Raw genomic sequence first — 17,865 nt, forward strand, 5'->3', positions numbered from 1 at the left:
TCGCAGCGACCGTAAACGGCAGTCATCATGTCTCTCTGTTCGTATAGCCCCACTACCTAAACTCCCATGCAGCCAGAAGCCTTTAGTGAGCTTTTCCCTCTCTTTGAAAGTGCGAGTCCTGAAACTGTCGAATGGCTCGTATCGGTATCCACTCAGCATGAATATCCCGCCGATCGTGCGGTGCTCATGGAAGACGCCTGGGGCAATGCCGTTTACTTTATTGAATCGGGGTGGGTAAAGGTGCGCCGCCACGCTGGCGATAGTGCAGTGACGCTAGCCGTTTTGGGCCCAGGAGACTTTTTTGGCGAGATGGCGATCTTAGATGAGTCCCCTCGTTCTACTGATGTGGTGGCCTTGGCCCCCGTTAAGTTGCTCAGCGTATCGGCCCAGCGGTTCATTCAAACACTCTTTAAAGACTCACAGTTGCACCACCGCATGCTGCAACTCATGGTGCAGCGATTGCGGTTGACCAATTTTCGCTTTCAACTGCGGCACCAACCCCCGGCGGTAAAACTGGCCAATACCTTAGCCACCCTGAGCGAGGCCTATGGTCAGCCTGTGGACGGTGGCGTCACGATATTCAATATTCCTATCGCTGATTTGGCTGACGTGACTGACATTTCAGAAGAAGAGACCAGCAAAATTATGGAAAAACTGGTCGAAAAAGGCTGGCTCAAAGTTGACGAGGCCAACGAGACCCTGGTGCTCAGTAACGTGAAACAACTTAGCCAGTTAGCGGGCAAGGGATAGAGATCAAAAATAACCCTGGCTGCCCTGATCGGTAATGCAGACATTTGTAACAGCCTCTGTAGCGATCGGTTACAGCCCGGTCAACTCCTCAGGGTGCCCATGCTACGGTGAAGCCAATTCACCCTGGTTTGGTTGCGGCGATCGCGCATGACCGCCCGGTTTTCACGCGACAATTCTCAGTGCTTTATTCTGGCGTTTGCCTGTCAAAAGCGATGCCAGCATCACCCTCATTTAAGTGATGAGGGCAGGTTTAAACCGCTGAACAACGTCGAGACGCTAGTAACCAATTGGGCGTGGGTTGTTGCAATTTCAGGAGTTTGCGATGGCTCTCCAAGTTCCACCCCCACCTTCGATTTCTCCGCGTCAATTGACTTTGCTGCGCGTTGTGGCATCCATGGCGTGGAGTGATGGCAACCTCGCCCAGGAAGAGGTTGACCTGATGCTCAAGCGATTCAGCAGTTTGTTTGCCCACAATTCTGAACAGCAAGCCGATTTGCAAAAAGAATTGCGTGACTATCTCATGCAAAATATTCCCTTAGAAGAGTCGGTCCCCCATTTGCAGTCTCAAGCAGAGCGGGAATTTGTGCTGCGGCTGGGCTACGAAGTGATCAGCAGTAGCGCCCGCACCCCCGAAGAAGACCTCATCAACTCCGAAGAGGCCGATGCCTACAATCGCCTCGTTGCCCTGCTCAACCTATCGCCCGAACGGGTAGCGGCCCTAGAAAGCGAAGCCCAAACTGCCGATAACACCGACTCGCTGATTGAAAATATGACGCAACAGCTACAGCAATTTTTTGGGCAGAGCTAGCGTTTAGCAACAATCCGTTCACCAGCGATCGCAGCCAGAGCTTCTGGTTGCGATCGCTTTTTGGTGCCTCGATTTATCGCCCCATTACCCTACATTCAGAGCACTTGACCACTCGCAACATCCATCCACCCAAATCAGATGCACTTAAGACGCGGCATTGTTGCGATCGCCGACGCCCCTCAATATCAAGCGCAGCACTTTTATGAAGTTGAGGTAAAGGCTGCTGATCAGCCATTTTGCTACGGCATTGTAAAGTTTCACCCCATGATCATTGAGTCAAGTGGCACTTCATGGCCTCAAACAACGTGGATTCATCCCAAAAGTCATTATCCAAGACAACATCTGAATCACAACCTACGTAAATATACGCATTTATAAGCATCTGAATATAAAGAGTTCGTCAATTTTGCTGGTGTCCACTGACGCGCAAGGATTCGATGGGGTACAAATCAATGTACGTCGTGAAGTCACTAAGACCTATATTTTTCAAGACTAGTGCTCTCTGCACCTGGGCTTGCAGAGGAGCAGTGAGTCGGTAAAGCTAACCTAATTGCGACTCGGTGATGCTTTGTCACTGTAATTTTCAGAACATCTGGTGGCTCTTTTGCTGCCCACCATTTAAGAGATCTAGGGGAAATCACATGGATAACCAAAAAGCATCTCCACTCCGTGAATCTTTTCAGAAAGCTGTCCTGACTTCTCAAGCCAGACAACTGCTGAATTATGAAAAGGGGGCGTTATCAAAACGCATTGAGATCTTAAATGTCGGCATCGATAACCTAGCAGTCGATGAGTTTCTCAACAACTTAAACCGGGGCGTTGTTTTCACCCCTAATGTTGACCACCTGATGCGTCTGCGAGAAGACCAGGAATTCGTCAAGGCTTACGATGTTGCCGACTACCGAGTTTGCGACAGCCAGATTTTAATGTACGCCTCCAAGTTTTTGGGCACACCAATCAAGGCCAAAATCTCTGGTTCTGACTTATTCCCGATGTTTTGCGAGCATCATCGCCATAATCCCAAAATCAAAATTTTCTTGCTCGGCGGAGCTGAGGGCGTGCCCCAACGAGCCCAAAAGCATATCAATCAGCGCATTGGGCGCGAGATTGTAGTCGAGGCTCATTCACCGACCTTTGGATTTGAGAAAGATGAGGCTGAATGCCAACGAATTATCGAGATGATCCGCAACTCGTCCGCTAACGTTCTGATCGTTGGTGTCGGTGCGCCCAAGCAAGAAAAGTGGATTGCCAAATATCAACATCAACTGCCCAATATTGACATCTTTATGGGAGTTGGAGCGGCCATTGATTTTGAAGCTGGCAACAAGCTCCGCTCACCTCGATGGATGAGTGAAGTGGGCCTGGAATGGCTGTACCGCCTACTCTCAGAACCGAAGCGTTTATGGAAGCGTTATCTGTTCCAAGATTTGCCCTTCTTGTGGCTATTGCTCAAAGAAAAGCTGAAGTACACGTTTCAGCAGCCGGTTAACAGCTCTTTGAAAGCTCGATAATCAACCGCGCTTGAACAGATCCAGAGTGAATGCAGGTCGACCAGCAACTGATTGGCGTGGGCTTGCGTTAATCGGTTGACAGTGTTTCCCCATCTGCGGGGTTGCAAGCAGCAACGTCTTTCCTATAGCGATTCTTTGGCCAAAAATCGAGGGGCTGAGGAAGCAGGATTGGATAAACTCCAAGTTTCGTTAGCCAGCAGGCATCTTGCCTGCTCTTGAACAGCCGAGACGGCTGTTCACACTTAATTTAATTCCAATTCCTTAGGTGAAATTCCCATTCTTTAAACCTTTGGGCTCTCGGAACCTGACTGCGGATTGCTATAAACCAGTTCTGAGAGACCAAGAACTCTGGGTACATGCTGCCGAGGACGTTAAGGGTAAGCGCTAAACAGGGGTGCACGTAGTCACTCCTAAGGGGAGAAATGCACCTAACCGCATGAACTCATGAACTCATGGACAATTCAATGATTTCTATGCAGAGGCATCAGTGAGCCTTGCCAAAGCTGGATCCCTCCGTTGTTAACCACCGGACTTTGGTTTGTTTGCCGTGCTTTGATTACTTCTGCTTGGAGGAAGGTAAATCACCAAAGCCCTGAGATTGCAGCAATCGCTTGCGGCGCTGTCGGGCTAAGGCTTGCAAATCGACGTTGACATCGGTTTCATCAACGATCTCTCCGGTCAGTTCTTCAAGGATGTCTTCGAGTGTGACCACGCCGGAAACGCCACCAAATTCATCCACGACCACGGCAATGTGTTCTCGGTTGGTTTGAAACTCTTGCAAGAGTTTGTCGGCCCGTTCGCTTTCGGCAATGAACCGAACTTTGCGTTTGAGGATATGGGCGGGCTGGCCGCCCTGATTTTCGATGAGCGCTGTGAGAAGGTCATCTTTGAGGGCCACACCTTGAATGTGATCCACGTCTTCTTCAATGAGCAAAATCCGGCTGTGGGGGGAGGCGAGGATGTCGTCTTTGAGGTCAGCGATCGCCACATCTCCCGGAAGATAAGTTAACTCGACTCGCGGGGTCATGATGTGAGCGGCCTGAATATCATTGAGGCGAAACACCCGGCGAATCATTTCGGCTTCATCTTCTTCGATAATGCCTTCCTGATAGCCGATGGAAGCGAGCAGCTTGATTTCCGTTTCATTCGTGGTGGGCAAGCGGCGATTGCGAGTAAAGGGCGCGGTAATGCGCTCTAGCATGACGACAAAAGGGGTCATTACCCACGTCACTGCTTTCACCGGAATCGCCATAGTCAAGGCAATGCTTTGGGCATGTTGCTCAGCTAACGTTTTGGGCAAAATTTCAGCGAAGACGATGACCAAAAAGGTCAACATGCCGGAGAAGATGCCCAGTAATGTATCGCCAAACACACTCGCAGCCATGCCGCCGATGACAATACTGCCGACAATATTGAACAGGTTATTGAGAATCACAATGGTGGCGATCGGTCGATTCACCTTTTGACGAATCGATAACAGAGCCAATGCCTGAGGCTTTTGTGATTGGGCCAATTGTCGCGCTTTCAAAATCGGTACGGAGAGCAGGGCCGTTTCGGTACCGGAGCAGATGGCTGAGCCGATCAGCATGACAAGCACGGCGATCGCAAGTTTGAACATCCTGTTTTCGGGAAACCGTTTTCTAGGTAATACCGCTGTTATGATCCAGCTAATCCAACTGTACGCTGTCAGCGCCTGTGTTTGATCCCATGACTGTTCCTGTATTGGATGTTCGCCACCTGTCTGTGCAATTCAAAACCGAGAGTGGTCTGATTCAGGCCGTGCGGGATATTTCATTTCAAGTGCCTCGGGGTCAGACACTGGGGATTGTGGGCGAGTCTGGCTCGGGCAAGTCAGTGACAGCACTCTCCGTAATGGATTTGATTCCGCATCCGCCGGGGGAAATCACCGGGGGGGAAATCTTTTTTCAAGCCGACACCGACACGCCCGCGGTGGATTTGCGATCGCTTGCACCGGAAACCATGCAAAAGCTACGGGGCGATCAGGTTTCCATGATCTTTCAGGAACCGATGAGTTCGTTGAATCCGGTTTACACCTGCGGGTTTCAGCTGACGGAAGCGATTTTGCAACATCAGGAGTTGTCGCAAGAGCAAGCGGTTAAGCAGGCGATCGCCCTGCTCCAAGAAGTCAAACTCTTAGACCAGGACGATGAGTTAGCGACCACCCTAACGGCAGAAAATCCCGGCTGGCAGCCCTCCCAAGTGTCAGACGCGGTGCAGCAGCGCCAGCAAGAACTGCTCAACCGCTATCCTCACGAATTGTCAGGTGGGCAATTGCAGCGGGTAATGATTGCGATGGCGATCGCCTGCGACCCCACCTTGCTGATTGCCGACGAACCCACCACCGCCCTGGATGTGACCGTACAGGCCCGTATTTTGGATTTGCTGCGAGAATTGCGCGATCGCCGGGGCATGGGCATGATTTTTATTACCCATGACTTAGGCATCATCGCCGAAATCGCCGACCAGGTAGCGGTCATGTATCAGGGCGAGATCGTTGAGTACGGCTCTATCTGGGAGATTTTCTCTAATCCCCAACACCCTTACACCAAGGGGTTACTGGCCTGCCGCCCCACGCCGCACCAACGGCTACAGCAACTGCCGACCGTCTCAGACTTTATGGAAGTGGTGCCGGATGCTGAAGGTGCGCTGCAAATTCGCGAAAAACCTCAAGATACGGCGACTATTCAGGCTTATCAAACCGTAGTGACAGCAGAGGAATCGGCCGCTCGGTTGGCGGCCATCACTCAACAAGGCCCACTGCTAAAGGTCGAGAATCTGCAAGTGGGATACCCTGTGCGCGGCGTGCTTGGCAATACCCGGCGCTACGTGATGGCGGTCAACAACGTCTCATTTGAGGTCTTTCAGGGCGAAACTTTTGGCCTAGTGGGGGAATCGGGCTGCGGCAAAACGACCCTGGCGCGATCGCTGTTGCGGCTAGCTCCCGCCATGGGGGGGCATGTGTGGTTTAACGGCCAAGATGCGCTGAGAGCAAAAGGGGCGAACTTAAAAAAGCTCCGGCGCGAGATGCAGTATATCTTTCAGGATCCGTTTAGTGCGCTGGACCCTCGCATGAGCGTGGGAGCCGCGATCGCGGAACCGCTGAAAATTCACAAAGTCGCCCGCAGTCGTCGCAATCGCCAAGAGCGGGTGGCCTACCTTTTGGAGCGAGTAGGCCTGGAGCCTGACTGCATCAATCGCTTTCCCCATGAGTTTTCGGGGGGCCAACGCCAGCGCATCTGCATTGCGCGCGCCCTGGCGCTCAATCCTCAGTTCATCATCTGCGACGAGTCTGTATCGGCCCTGGACGTGTCTGTGCAAGCCCAGGTGTTGAATTTGTTGAAGGAACTGCAAGCAGAATTCAAATTAACTTACATCTTTATCTCCCACGACCTGGCGGTGGTGAAATTTATGAGCGATCGCATCATGGTCATGAACCAAGGCAAACTCGAAGAACTCGGCCCCGCTGACCGCATCTACTTTGAACCGCAGCAAGAATATACTCAGCGCTTGATTCAGGCCATCCCTGTCGGCAATTTAGAGCGCATTCAAGAACTCCAGTCCGCCCGCCAAAATAAGCTTGCCAGTTAACGCCACCGACCTCCAAACCATTCAGTGACAGCCGCCCCGGATGAGTGCGGTTTATTGGGAGCATGTCTGCTTTGCTGTGGAAAACCATTGACCCAGCTCTACACCCATCGTCAAAACGGTTCAAGCTCAGACCATTAACGTGCCACATTAATTTAGTGATTGAAACTAGAGATTCGCTCAGAAAATCGCCTAGCCGCCGCGATCGCGCCCTGACTGAACGTACCGAAAAATTCGTTTCACCGATCAAAAAAAATCTTAAATAACCAATTAAATTGAACCCAATCAATTATTAATCCAAAGCACAAAAGTCCGGAAATCCAGAAAATACTGCGTAAATAGAAGATTTTCCTCAAGAAAAAAGACGTCTCACTTTGAGGTTTCAGCAGCGCAAACCATTGATACAGCGTTTTAGGATTGTCAAGCAAGCAAGGACAGTTATTTTATTGACCTACTTTAGCAAGGAGATTTTCTCCAACCAAGACTACAGAAAACTTCCTGAAATCTATTCCTCAAAAATCTGGAATTCCTTTTTGAACAGTGATGAATAAACCGTGAGTGAACAACTCATTCATTTGTTTTCACTAGAGGAATGCCCCCTATGGAATCACGTCGTACACAAGCTCGAAATATTCGTATCGAAGCGGCTCATGTCGCCTTTAATCGTGCTCCTGTCGTCCATGAATCGAATGGCGAGGAACTACAGTATCGATTTGGCCCTACAGAAAACAACGCGCCCCCCGAAGATGTGGTGCGCAGCGGTCAGCCTTCACATTTGACCAGCTACACCAAAGGGTTGCCTCACCGCGAAGACGATGGTCTAATCGCTCACCCCACAGATTTTCAAACGTTTGTGCGGGGCATTGACTCCGGCGATGTCCGCGACTTTCGCGATACGCCTCTCGGCCCCCTGCAGCGCAGCGGTGGACAAGTTATTGGGCGTGGGGCACAGCCCGGTCAAGCCATTGACTGGAGTTCCGCATTCACTAAGTCTTGTGCGGTACGCGATCGCAAAGGCGGTGCCGTACCTGTCCGAGCTTGGGAAAGTCAGGGCGCGGGCAACACCTTTGACCTGGAAGGGCCGGATGCCCAAGCGGTGACCATGCCCCCCGCGCCCGTCGCCGATAGCCCAGAACTCATTGCCGAAATGGCCGAAGTCTACGAAATGGCCTTGCTGCGAGACGTGCCCTTTGCCAAGTTTGAGCACGATGGTGATGTGCAAGCGGCGATCGCTCGCCTCAATCAACTGGAATGGTTTAACGGTAGCGAGATCGTTGGTCTGTCGGCGGCGGCTCAGGCCCGTCGTCGTGGCGCAGTCACCATCGCCAATGCCTTCCGAGGAACAACCTTTGGCGATTGCGTCGGCCCTTACCTATCCCAGTTTTTGTGCGCGGGCACGCCTGAGTTGGGCAGCGGTGGCCAAACTGCCGAGAGCGCCACGGCGGGCTTCGTACGTTACGGCGCCATGGTGTTCCAAAACAAGGTGCGCTTTGCCACCCCCTACCGGGACTACATGACCACGTGGGAATGGTGGCTTGATGTGCAAAACGGCGCTGACTTGCGCGGCACGGAAACCTATGAAGGCGACTGTGCTAGCGATCGCTATCGGTTTATTGCCAACCCCCGTGACTTGGCCACCTACGTCCACTATGACGCGCTGTACCAGGCATACCTGAATGCCTGCCTGTCGATGCTGGCCCTGGGGATTCCGTTTGATCCGGGCATTCCCTTCCAAGGGGCGGACGTGATGGATCGCCAGCAGGGCTTTGCCCACTTTGGTGGCCCGCACATTTTGTCCCTGGTGACTGAGGTGGCGACCCGTGCGCTGAAGGCCGTACGCTTCCAGAAATTCAACGTGCATCGGCGGTTGCGTCCCGAAGCAGTCGGTGGTCGGCTGCACCGGATGAAGAATTCTCCCGGCAATCCGACCTTTGCACCGTTTGAGCCGATGTGCGATCGCCTCACCGAGATTGGTTTACTCGAAGCCGTGCGCGGGCATAACGCTCGCCAAAACACCATCCACGATGGCCGCCAGTGCGACCAAGAGCGGGATACCAGCTACTTGCTGCCCATGGCGTTTCCCGAAGGCTCGCCGATGCACCCCGCCTATGGCGCGGGTCATGCCACCGTGGCAGGCGCTTGCGTCACCATTCTCAAAGCCTTCTTTGACCATCGCTATGTGTTGCCGGGGCCGTACGTGTATCCGGCACCCTGTGGCACCAAGCTCGAAATTGCGGCAGGCACTCCGGCTTTAACCGTTGAAGGCGAACTGAACAAGCTAGCCTCCAATATCTCCATTGGCCGCAACTGGGCCGGGGTTCACTATTGCACCGATTATTCGGAGTCAGTGCGCCTGGGCGAAGCCATCGCGATCGGCATTCTCGAAGAGCAAAAGCTGACCTACGGCGAAAATTTCTCGATGTCCCTGCCCCGCTTTGATGGCACCACCATCCGCATCTAGTCTCACTGTTGAGTTAGTGCAGTAACCGCTTTGTTTCCTCGTGTGCCGGGCAGGCTTAGGTTTGCCCGGTTTTCTCCTATGGACCAAAACGAGGCTGGAAGAACTGGCAGCACCCGCGAGAACACTAAGTCTTGGAAAATATCTGTGGCTGTACGCTGCAATCGTGGATCGTAATAACAGCGATCGCCATACTTAATACCACGCTTAATTAAGAGGCACCGTTCGTATCAGTCGAACTCGATTTCAGCGCGTCCATCACTTGCGCGTGCAAGGTGGCAATCTTGGGATAATTATCGACCGCGCGTTGATACCGCACTGCTGCCTCGCTGGCTTCATCCGACTGCAGCGGCAGGATGTCATACGCCTCTTCGAGCAAGCCATGAATCACATTCGGCGAGACGGGTTCTTTTGAGGCAATAGATTCATCAATGCGGGCAATGAACCCTGAGATCGGACGTAGCCAGTCAAACCATTCATCGCTAATGACCAGCTGAAACAGCTCCATTTTGGAAGTGATCGGGCCGTGCACCCGCTCGTAGCTATCTTGTTCAGCTTCTAGAAGCGCTTTGTGCAGCCTCAACATCAGCGGTCGCAGCGTCTTGAGCTTTTCGTAGGCAGGCACGGAGGTAGAGGAAGAATCAGTCATGCAATCAGGCAGGCGATCGACGGTCTGTATCATCTTGTCATATCCTGCCGAGATGATTCAGCCAATTCGTAGTGGGAGAAGGGCCGGAAAGTAACATTGAATGGACAGTGGAGACAGTCGCAGCAACATAACTAAATATCTCAAATTCAGAACGGTAAAACTGTAAAGCCACGTAAATGTTACAGGAACTAGATGAAGTTGCTGTTTATCCTGACTTGTTCATGGGGAAGATTTGGTATATCCGGTGATCAGGCAAGCATAGTATCGACTGCTGAGCAATCTTTAGAAACCTCTGCGACTGCGGATCTTTCGCTGAAGATTGCAAATCATCTAGTTGGCTCAACAAATTGTGATTCATCACGTGGGCTTCTATATCACTTCATTTCTATCAGCCGAAGGTAATCCTCATGACTACAAGAGCATCTGCTCAACAAGAGCTTGCTGATCTCCTCTCCCAAATCACTCAGCAAGACATCCGAGCAGGCCACATAAGCCATCGACTTATTTTTATCACTGCGCTAGTCACTCTATTGGCGGGTGTCATGTATGCAGACAAAGAAGTTACCGAAGAAGAAAAACAGAAAATCAAATCTTCAATTCGGCATTTTATTTTGCCTAGCAGCAATATTGGACAACTCATCAAGCCGATTTTCTCAGGAATTAAGCGCCAGAGGATCTATAAGAATTACGGCGTCATTGAGCAATCCTCTGAAAAACTATCAGATCCTGAGAAAATCTTGATACTAGCCTTTTGTTCCAAGATGGCTGCTGCTGATGGTTCTATCGCACTTGAAGAAAAGCAGTATATCAGTAAAGCAGCAGAGTTATTCAAATTTTCTGAGCAATATTTAGATCTAATTTTAAATGATTTTAGACGGCAGGATGAGAATAAGGAAACTGCCATAGAAATCCTCTCACTTCTAGATCCGCATCATTTCAAAGATTTAGATCCGGCTTTCATGAAAGCCGCTGATTCAATCAGGAATCAGCTTTCTCCTGTCGCCTCGAGTACTGCTTTAAGAAGCCATTCGGACACGATCAAGTACGAAAAACTGAAACAATTTCAGCAGTCAAAAGCTCAACTCACCAAAATTGCTAACGAGCTGTTAGAAATCATTCAAAAATGTCATGAGCAAGAAATCCTAAGAAAAGACCTAGAGGATGAAGTGAGGCTAGTTTTAGAAAAAGCCAAATCTCAAAAGTTCAGGGTGGCAGTTGTTGGTGAATTCAGCCAAGGTAAGTCCACACTTTTGAATGCCTTGTTAGGGGAAGAAGTCCAACCAACAAGAGCTATTCCCTGTAGTGGAATAGTAACGGTCTTAAAGCATGGTAATCGGCAAAAGGTTATCTGTCGGTATAAAGATGGAGAAGAGGACGAAGTTCCTGTTGAAAAGTATCAAGAGCTAGCCGCCATCTCCGAAGAAGCTGCACTATATAATATTGCCGAAGAACTGACCAAATCCACGATCAAGGAGATTATTTTTGAGCATCCAGGATTAGAGTTATGCCGTCATCAAGTAGAAATTGTTGATTCTCCAGGTCTGAATGAGCATCCCGAAAGGACAACTATTACTCATCAACTACTACAGAATACTGATGCCGTAATTTTTCTGGCAAACGCCTCTCGTCCTTTTACACAGGGCGAAATGGAACTGTTGAAGTCGTTACGGCAGCAATTACAAGGAAGTGATTCTAATCAACCAGTAGAAAACCTTTTCGTGCTGGTTAACTTCATGGATCTACTGCGACGTGATAAAGATAGAGAACATGTCAAACAGCGAGCGAATAATTTCTTGCAAGGCGAAAGTCCTATCATCTCAGGGAAGAACAGACTGCATTTCATCTCTGCACAGGCTGCCTTAGACGCCATGCTAGAAAATCGAGATGATGAATATTTACAGAGTTTTAGTGAGTTTTCTACTGCTATTCAAATATTTTTAACAGAAGAGCGTGGCTGGTTAACCATGCGTCAAACGATAGCCAGTTTGGAGAAACTTGTTCAAGAAGCTCGCGCTGGTTTGCAGCAAACTATGGGCTTACTGGAGGGGCAGATTAGTTTCTCTGCATCCGAGCAATGTCAAATAGTAGACCAGATGGGAGCAGCTAGTGGACGAGAGGTTAAACTGCGGCTTTTACGTGATGAAATTGTGGATGCGGCTTTAGAAGCTATTAGTGAGGCTTGGGAACAGTGGCTTGAAGGAATAGAAGAACGAATTTCGGAAAAGAGTACTGACTGGTCATCGACAGAAGAAGAGAAGGAAAAAATTCTTCGAGACTTTGCCAACCAGTTCTTACATGATCTCTCAGCTGACTTAGATTCTTGGCTGGAGAAAACCGTGAAAGGCGAGATTTTGCTTCCAGAACTCAGTAAATTTGAGCAAGAAATTTCTAAGAACTTGAACTTGATCTATGAAAACTTAAGATCGATTGACTTGATTTCGGGCTCCAATTTAAGCGAACAGTTTAATCTCTCTTTATCCCATTTTGGGATTAATATCAAATTTGATTCCGCGCTTGATCCAAGCTCAATTGATGATGAAGATGGAATCTTTGGATTGTTTAAGGTGATGGGAGGTGGAGGAATTCTAGGCGGCGGTATTAGTGGAGGTCTTGCATTTTTAGGTGTCAGCTTTTTGCCATTATTGTTGGCTGGACTAGCAACTGGAGCAGTGGTGGGTTGGTTGTTTGGTTCTGATCCAGGCAAAATTATTTTGCAGATGAAACAAGAGGTCTATGATAAGGGCTTTGAAAAATTTAGTGATTCTGTAGAAGAGCTTGGAATTAAGATTGGAGAGGGAGCAATTCAGGCCATTGACTCTAGGTACGAAAAAGCGGCCAAGGCAATTCAATGCTCGATTGGTATTCTCAATGAGATTTTGCTCAAACATGAAAAAATCCATCAAGAAACTGTAAGCTGCCACAATTCCAAGAAGGAATTGATTCAACTAAAAGTGCTGGAACTAGCGAATATTGAGTCTAGTCTTCAGTCTTTATTGCTTACTGCTAATTGATAATTGAGTGTGCTGTTTGGGCTGAAAATTATTATCTGGAATGAATTTCTGATGCTGTATCAATTTTCTCCTCTCATCCAAGCTGGAATAGAAGCTGGAAAATACGTACCAGTATTTTCGGAAACCGGTATTCCCCTTAGTATGGTTCGCCATGCTGCTGGCCCCCATGGCGGACAGTTTGCTGCTCACGCAATAGGTTTGGCTAGTAATAATGCCGGTATGGCAGCAATGGGGCTAAATCCTTTAACTGCTGCTCCACAACTGGCCATGAGCGCTGGGCAGCTTTATCAAGGACAAATGACCTTGAATGCGGTCAAGGCTCTTTCTACATCAGTGGCAACGTTGCAGGCGACAACCGCTGTCATTGGCGTTGGAGTTGCAGTGACAGGTGCGCTTGTCGCCGTTAACCTCTGGCAAACTCTCAAGATCCGGAAAGACGTTAAGCAGATGAGGTTAGAGGTACAAGAAGGCTTTCTGAATCTTCATGAAGCCCTGGCAGACCAGGGAGAAGAGCTTCTCCAACACATTGATCTGGTGGCAAAAGATGTTGAGTTTAGAGCCCATCGTACGATTCTTGTACAAGCCTACGGGAAGTTCAACAAGGCTTTAAATCGATTGCAGACGGCTTCAACCCTAAAAGACATAGGCAGACGGAACGACGAAATCACAGCGGCCAGAGACATGCTCTTTGATGCGCTGGCCGACTACGACAACCATCAGTTAATGGAGGTAATGGAGAGCATCTCTCCACCCGCATATCTTCGTCGTCGCGAGTGTGTTTGGGCAATTGAGCAGGCCATTGCGATGACGTATCAAATGCAAGGCGAGTTTTCGGCAGTGAGCGATCGCCTTGTAGCTCTGGACAAAGCGATCCGCCATGATGCGGTGAAGGTTGTTTCTGATATAGAAGAGCCCGAAGAGCTTGACTTCTTTTTTCCTGAAATCTTGCGTATTCATAATCATGACTTGGCTGCAATTAATGCCTGGCAAGCACATGCAGACTGGTATCAGAGTCTTGACAAGAAAGATTTGCAACAGCTTCAAGAGTTGCCTATTATTCAACCAGACGCGGAAGCTGGTGTTGCTTTGGACGCTGATCTGGAAAAGCCACCTGAGTATACCTATTACGAAACTGCGCAAGAGCAGTCTCATGCCAGGGCAATTCGAGATAGCTTGCTGATTTTGATGGACTCTAATACCAGGGCGGAATCTCAAGAGTACGTGGCTGAGAGAGCTATTCAGGAGGGCTTAAACAGCCTGACTGAGAAAAACTTAGCCGTAGCAACTCCCCTGACTATTGCTAATTTGGAATATTACTTTATTTGCCGTGATGAATCTTTCGAGGAAGAAGCCGAGGAAGCCGAAGCTCTAGAGACTTCAAACCACTAAAGGGGAACACAGAAATATTCAAAAAGATCTTCGACTTAAACGGCGTCTGTTGCCCCCCGCCACTCATAACTGAGTCATAGTAGGCGATCACAATTGGGCAGACGATATCTTCCCAAACGCCACGGAGCTAAAAATCTTTAATCGGGTCGATTGCTACTACGAGCATTCCCCAGACTCCAATTCTGAGTCGATAAGATAGCCTTTAACTCCTCTTAGCCAGCTATGACAACCTTCACCGTTTCTCTGCCCGCAGCCCTAACCGCCTACTTACAAGCCCGCATCGACTCTGGGGAATTCAACACTGCTGACGACTATATCCAGGCACTGATTCAACAAGACAAAGCTCGCCAAGAACATCTGGAACCGCTCCTGCTAGAAGGGCTTGACTCCGGTGAGGCAACACCCATGACTGCCGCTAATTGGGACACTATTCGCGCCGCCGTTCGCCACAATTAAGCTGACCATGCCCAGCATAGTAGAAGTTTTATAAACTCTCTGGTCTTGGCGACCAGAATCTTTCCGCTGCTACATCTAAGCCATGATTGGGAATCGGCAGTTTGCCGATTCCCAATCACAAGGCAACAAATATTTCATGCAAGATTGTCATTGACATTGCTTGTTGTCACTGACTAGAATGGCGGCATGGATACGTTGCAACAATTAGCGCAGCAGCAGCCAGAGTTCGCCTTAGATCGCTTCGTTGAAGTGGTCAATCAGCTTCTGCCCCAGTTTTTGCCGGAAGCGGTGGGCAGTCGGGGTCAAGAATCGGTGAATCCCCGGCTGGTGCGGCACTACACCACCCAAAGGTTGCTCGACAAACCGCTCAAACAAGGGCGGGAAGTGCGGTATACCTATCGGCATCTACTGCAGTTGCTGGTGCTGCGTCGCCTGCTGGCGGAGGGGTATAGCGTGAGTTCGATGCATCAACTCATCGGCGGCCAGCCCAACGCTACCTTGGAGAATCTTCTGCAAGGGGGCGCACAGCTCACCGTCGAAACCGCCAACCCCGCCCTCGCCTTTTTGGCGCAGGTCCGCGATCGCTCAGCGCCACCAACGGCCCAACGTGCGGCCCCAGCTCCCGCCCCTGCGGCTAATTCCCGTGCCGCGGCGAAAAGTCGCCCTCAATCGTTTGGGGCCGCATCACCCGCACCCCCCTCAACCTCCAACTGGACCCGTCTCGAACTTTTAGACGGACTGGAGTTACACGTCCGTGACACCTTTGCCTTGCCCGCTTCTGCCCACGAACGCGAACGTCTACTGCAACTGATTGCCCAATCTCTCACTCAACTCAACTCATCCCGGAGACACCCACCATGACCCGACAAGCCTCTCTGCCCCAACCCACCTTGGAACTCATTCCCCTGCATGGAGCCGTCGTGGCCCAGCAGCCGATGACACTCGATGTCCTGATTCGCATCACCCCACCGACGTTACCCGCAACAACGGAGCGAGCCGCCCTCAATCTCAGTTTGGTGATCGATCACTCTGGCTCTATGAACGGCCCGAAAATTCAACAGGCTCGTGAAGCGGCTTGTTTTGCAGTGGAAAATCTGTTGCCGAGCGATCGCCTCAGTGTAGTGCTCTTCGACGATCGCATTACGACCCTGGTTCCCAGCACCCTGGCAACGGATAAACAGGCGTTACTGGCCCAGATTCGCCAAATTCGTGCTAGAGGTTCCACCGCTTTGCACGACGGCTGGGTGGAAGGCGGCACCCAAGTGAGTCAGTATCTGCACCCCCATCAGCTCAATCGCGTCATTTTGTTTTCGGATGGACAGGCCAATGTGGGCGAAACTCGCCCAGATGCGATCGCCAACGATGTTCACGGCCTCGCACAACGGGGCGTCAGCACCAGCACCTTAGGCATTGGTCAGGGCTACAACGAAGATCTGCTGGCGGCGATGGCCGCGAGTGGCGATGGCAACTTCTTCCATATCGAATCCGCTGACCAACTGGCAGACATTTTTGAAACCGAACTGTCGGGTTTGGCCGCCACGGTGGGGCAGCGGGTCAGTTTGGGCATTGAACCCCAAAACGGCATCAAGGTGCTGGATGTGCTCAACGACTTTGAATTGACCAACACCCAGCGATACAAGCTGCCGAACTTAGCAGTGGGCTCCCCGATTAACGTAGTGGTGCGGTTACAAATTCCGGCGTTGTCGCAAGCGACGGAACTGTTTACCATACGCTTGGCCTGGGACGATCGCCACCAAGCGGGACGACAGACCCTGCGGGCCGGACTCGAACTCCCCACGGTCAGCCCCGAACAGTTCAGCGACTTCCCCGCCGATGCCACGGTACAGCAGCAGGTGGCGTTGCTCATGGCGGCTCGTGCCCGTGCCGAAGCGATCGCGTTTTCTGACCAAGGCGATCTGCGCAATGCTGAGGAAATCTTGAGTACTGCCCGGATTAGGTTCGGCGGCTTACCCGCATCTCCCGCACTGGCCGCTGAGCAAGCCGCACTGCAAGATCTGGAAAACGACTACGCCGCTGGCCGTTCTGCCAGTGCTCGCAAAAAAGCCGTATCGCAGCGATTCAGCCTCAACCGTAGCGGCCAATCCAATCCCCGTCGTGCCATGACAGACGATTAAACCCGATCGCGACTGGGGCGGTTCCACACTCGGTTTTGTAGAAAAATGCCACAATCGGGGCAACTCTATCTGCTGGCGATCGCCCTATGAGCTTCATCCACCTTCCCAAATCCTGGCAACTCCCCGAGCGACTCGTGACGCCCGAAGCCGCCTACTGGAATCGTCGGAAAGTCCTCAAAGGGCTGGTCGGCATGGGGATTGGGGCCTCCGCTGTCTCCTTTGCGTCTTGCCAGCGATCGGACACGACCGTCACTCCCGAGCTGCAAGCCACTTGGGGCCAACCGCTCAGCGACTACACCGTCAATCCAGACTTTCGCGATGCGGGGCGAACCATCACCGAAAAAGCCGATGCCACCAGTTACAACAACTTCTATGAATTCGGCGGCACCAAAAATATTTGGGAAGCGGCGCAAGCGTTGCCGACCGATCCGTGGACCTTGGAAGTGGGCGGCTTAGTCAAAAATCCTCAAAAATTTGACCTGGATGATCTCACTCAGCGCTTCCCGTTGGAAGAGCGGGTCTATCGCTTTCGCTGTGTCGAAGCTTGGGCGATGGTCGTGCCCTGGCTGGGCTTTCCGATGCGATCGCTGATGGCAGCAGTGGAACCTACCAGCGACGCAAAATTTGTCAGCTTTACCTCGTTCTATGACCCGGAAGTCACCCCTGGCCCGTCATGGGGCTTAGGGCGTAATCTTCCCTGGCCCTATGTCGAAGCGTTAACCATTGAAGAAATGGCGAACGAACTCGCCTTCTTTGCCGTCGGTTTATATGGCCAAACTTTACCCAAACAAAATGGTGCGCCGATTCGCATGGTGCTGCCCTGGAAATATGGGTTCAAAGGCGGCAAATCCATTGTGAAAATCGAGTTCACGCGCGAACAACCTGCCACCTATTGGAATACGATTTCGCCCAATGAATACGGGTTTGAGGCGAATGTGAATCCCGATGTGCCCCATCCCCGCTGGTCACAAAAGACGGAAAAAATCGTTGGCACCAACACCAATCCGTTTGATTGGGAAAAGCAGGACACGGTTATCTATAACGGCTACGGCGACTATGTGGCCGATTTATACGCCTAGCGGAGTCCCTTAA

General features: G+C 50.9%; 13 protein-coding genes. 11 read left to right on the forward strand and 2 right to left on the reverse strand.

Features of this window, described 5'->3' with window-relative positions; genetic code table 11:
* Positions 1–66 precede the first annotated feature (66 nt).
* From DYY88_RS05225 to DYY88_RS05235, 3 genes are all read left to right on the forward strand, one after another.
* Positions 67–750: a Crp/Fnr family transcriptional regulator gene (locus tag DYY88_RS05225; protein ID WP_039725865.1), complete on the forward strand. Its 684-nt coding sequence runs from the start codon at positions 67–69 to the stop codon at positions 748–750.
* A gap of 322 nt (positions 751–1,072) precedes the next feature.
* Positions 1,073–1,558, forward strand: coding sequence for a tellurite resistance TerB family protein (locus DYY88_RS05230; RefSeq protein WP_039729479.1), 486 nt, complete (start codon positions 1,073–1,075; stop codon positions 1,556–1,558).
* A gap of 641 nt (positions 1,559–2,199) precedes the next feature.
* Positions 2,200–3,069: a WecB/TagA/CpsF family glycosyltransferase gene (locus tag DYY88_RS05235; protein ID WP_084606989.1), complete on the forward strand. Its 870-nt coding sequence runs from the start codon at positions 2,200–2,202 to the stop codon at positions 3,067–3,069.
* Positions 3,070–3,625: 556 nt separating this feature from the next.
* Here the strand turns inward: DYY88_RS05235 and DYY88_RS05240 are convergent.
* Positions 3,626–4,687: a hemolysin family protein gene (locus DYY88_RS05240; protein WP_039725866.1), complete on the reverse strand. Its 1,062-nt coding sequence runs from the start codon at positions 4,685–4,687 to the stop codon at positions 3,626–3,628.
* A gap of 89 nt (positions 4,688–4,776) precedes the next feature.
* Between DYY88_RS05240 and DYY88_RS05245 the strand changes: the two genes are divergently transcribed.
* On the forward strand, positions 4,777–6,678 hold the full coding sequence (locus DYY88_RS05245) for an ABC transporter ATP-binding protein (protein ID WP_039729481.1): 1,902 nt from the start codon (positions 4,777–4,779) through the stop codon (positions 6,676–6,678).
* A gap of 598 nt (positions 6,679–7,276) precedes the next feature.
* Complete coding sequence (locus tag DYY88_RS05250; protein ID WP_039725869.1) at positions 7,277–9,136, forward strand: vanadium-dependent haloperoxidase; 1,860 nt, start codon at positions 7,277–7,279, stop codon at positions 9,134–9,136.
* 208 nt (positions 9,137–9,344) lie between these two features.
* Here the strand turns inward: DYY88_RS05250 and DYY88_RS05255 are convergent, their stop codons facing one another.
* Positions 9,345–9,815 (reverse strand): hypothetical protein, encoded by a 471-nt coding sequence (locus DYY88_RS05255; protein WP_052288272.1) that lies wholly within the window; start codon positions 9,813–9,815, stop codon positions 9,345–9,347.
* A gap of 374 nt (positions 9,816–10,189) precedes the next feature.
* Between DYY88_RS05255 and DYY88_RS05260 the strand changes: the two genes are divergently transcribed.
* From DYY88_RS05260 to msrP, 6 genes are all read left to right on the forward strand, one after another.
* Positions 10,190–12,793 (forward strand): dynamin family protein, encoded by a 2,604-nt coding sequence (locus DYY88_RS05260; RefSeq protein ID WP_052288273.1) that lies wholly within the window; start codon positions 10,190–10,192, stop codon positions 12,791–12,793.
* Positions 12,794–12,844: 51 nt separating this feature from the next.
* On the forward strand, positions 12,845–14,182 hold the full coding sequence (locus tag DYY88_RS05265; RefSeq protein ID WP_039729485.1) for a hypothetical protein: 1,338 nt from the start codon (positions 12,845–12,847) through the stop codon (positions 14,180–14,182).
* A gap of 222 nt (positions 14,183–14,404) precedes the next feature.
* A complete protein-coding gene (locus DYY88_RS05270; RefSeq protein ID WP_039725870.1) occupies positions 14,405–14,638 on the forward strand; it encodes a ribbon-helix-helix domain-containing protein in 234 nt (77 codons plus the stop codon).
* A 186-nt stretch (positions 14,639–14,824) separates the two neighbouring features.
* Positions 14,825–15,499 carry a MerR family transcriptional regulator gene (locus DYY88_RS05275; protein WP_039725871.1) on the forward strand — a complete coding sequence of 225 codons (675 nt, stop codon included), beginning with the start codon at positions 14,825–14,827 and terminating at the stop codon, positions 15,497–15,499.
* Positions 15,496–16,773: a vWA domain-containing protein gene (locus DYY88_RS05280; protein WP_039725873.1), complete on the forward strand. Its 1,278-nt coding sequence runs from the start codon at positions 15,496–15,498 to the stop codon at positions 16,771–16,773. Before DYY88_RS05275 ends, DYY88_RS05280 begins: the two co-directional genes overlap by 4 nt.
* A gap of 86 nt (positions 16,774–16,859) precedes the next feature.
* Positions 16,860–17,852 (forward strand): protein-methionine-sulfoxide reductase catalytic subunit MsrP, encoded by a 993-nt coding sequence (gene msrP, locus DYY88_RS05285; RefSeq protein ID WP_039725874.1) that lies wholly within the window; start codon positions 16,860–16,862, stop codon positions 17,850–17,852.
* Positions 17,853–17,865 lie beyond the last annotated feature (13 nt).

It is taken from the genome of Leptolyngbya iicbica LK, assembly GCF_004212215.1.
Taxonomy (GTDB): Bacteria; Cyanobacteriota; Cyanobacteriia; order Phormidesmidales; family Phormidesmidaceae; genus Halomicronema; species Halomicronema iicbica.

Coding starts and splice junctions, on each gene's coding strand:
- DYY88_RS05225 (WP_039725865.1), top strand. CDS start 67: ATGCAGCCAGAAGCCTTTAGTGAGCTTTTCCCTCTCTTTGAAAGTGCG.
- DYY88_RS05230 (WP_039729479.1), top strand. CDS start 1,073: ATGGCTCTCCAAGTTCCACCCCCACCTTCGATTTCTCCGCGTCAATTG.
- DYY88_RS05235 (WP_084606989.1), top strand. CDS start 2,200: ATGGATAACCAAAAAGCATCTCCACTCCGTGAATCTTTTCAGAAAGCT.
- DYY88_RS05240 (WP_039725866.1), bottom strand. CDS start 4,687: ATGTTCAAACTTGCGATCGCCGTGCTTGTCATGCTGATCGGCTCAGCC.
- DYY88_RS05245 (WP_039729481.1), top strand. CDS start 4,777: ATGACTGTTCCTGTATTGGATGTTCGCCACCTGTCTGTGCAATTCAAA.
- DYY88_RS05250 (WP_039725869.1), top strand. CDS start 7,277: ATGGAATCACGTCGTACACAAGCTCGAAATATTCGTATCGAAGCGGCT.
- DYY88_RS05255 (WP_052288272.1), bottom strand. CDS start 9,815: ATGATACAGACCGTCGATCGCCTGCCTGATTGCATGACTGATTCTTCC.
- DYY88_RS05260 (WP_052288273.1), top strand. CDS start 10,190: ATGACTACAAGAGCATCTGCTCAACAAGAGCTTGCTGATCTCCTCTCC.
- DYY88_RS05265 (WP_039729485.1), top strand. CDS start 12,845: ATGCTGTATCAATTTTCTCCTCTCATCCAAGCTGGAATAGAAGCTGGA.
- DYY88_RS05270 (WP_039725870.1), top strand. CDS start 14,405: ATGACAACCTTCACCGTTTCTCTGCCCGCAGCCCTAACCGCCTACTTA.
- DYY88_RS05275 (WP_039725871.1), top strand. CDS start 14,825: ATGGATACGTTGCAACAATTAGCGCAGCAGCAGCCAGAGTTCGCCTTA.
- DYY88_RS05280 (WP_039725873.1), top strand. CDS start 15,496: ATGACCCGACAAGCCTCTCTGCCCCAACCCACCTTGGAACTCATTCCC.
- msrP (WP_039725874.1), top strand. CDS start 16,860: ATGAGCTTCATCCACCTTCCCAAATCCTGGCAACTCCCCGAGCGACTC.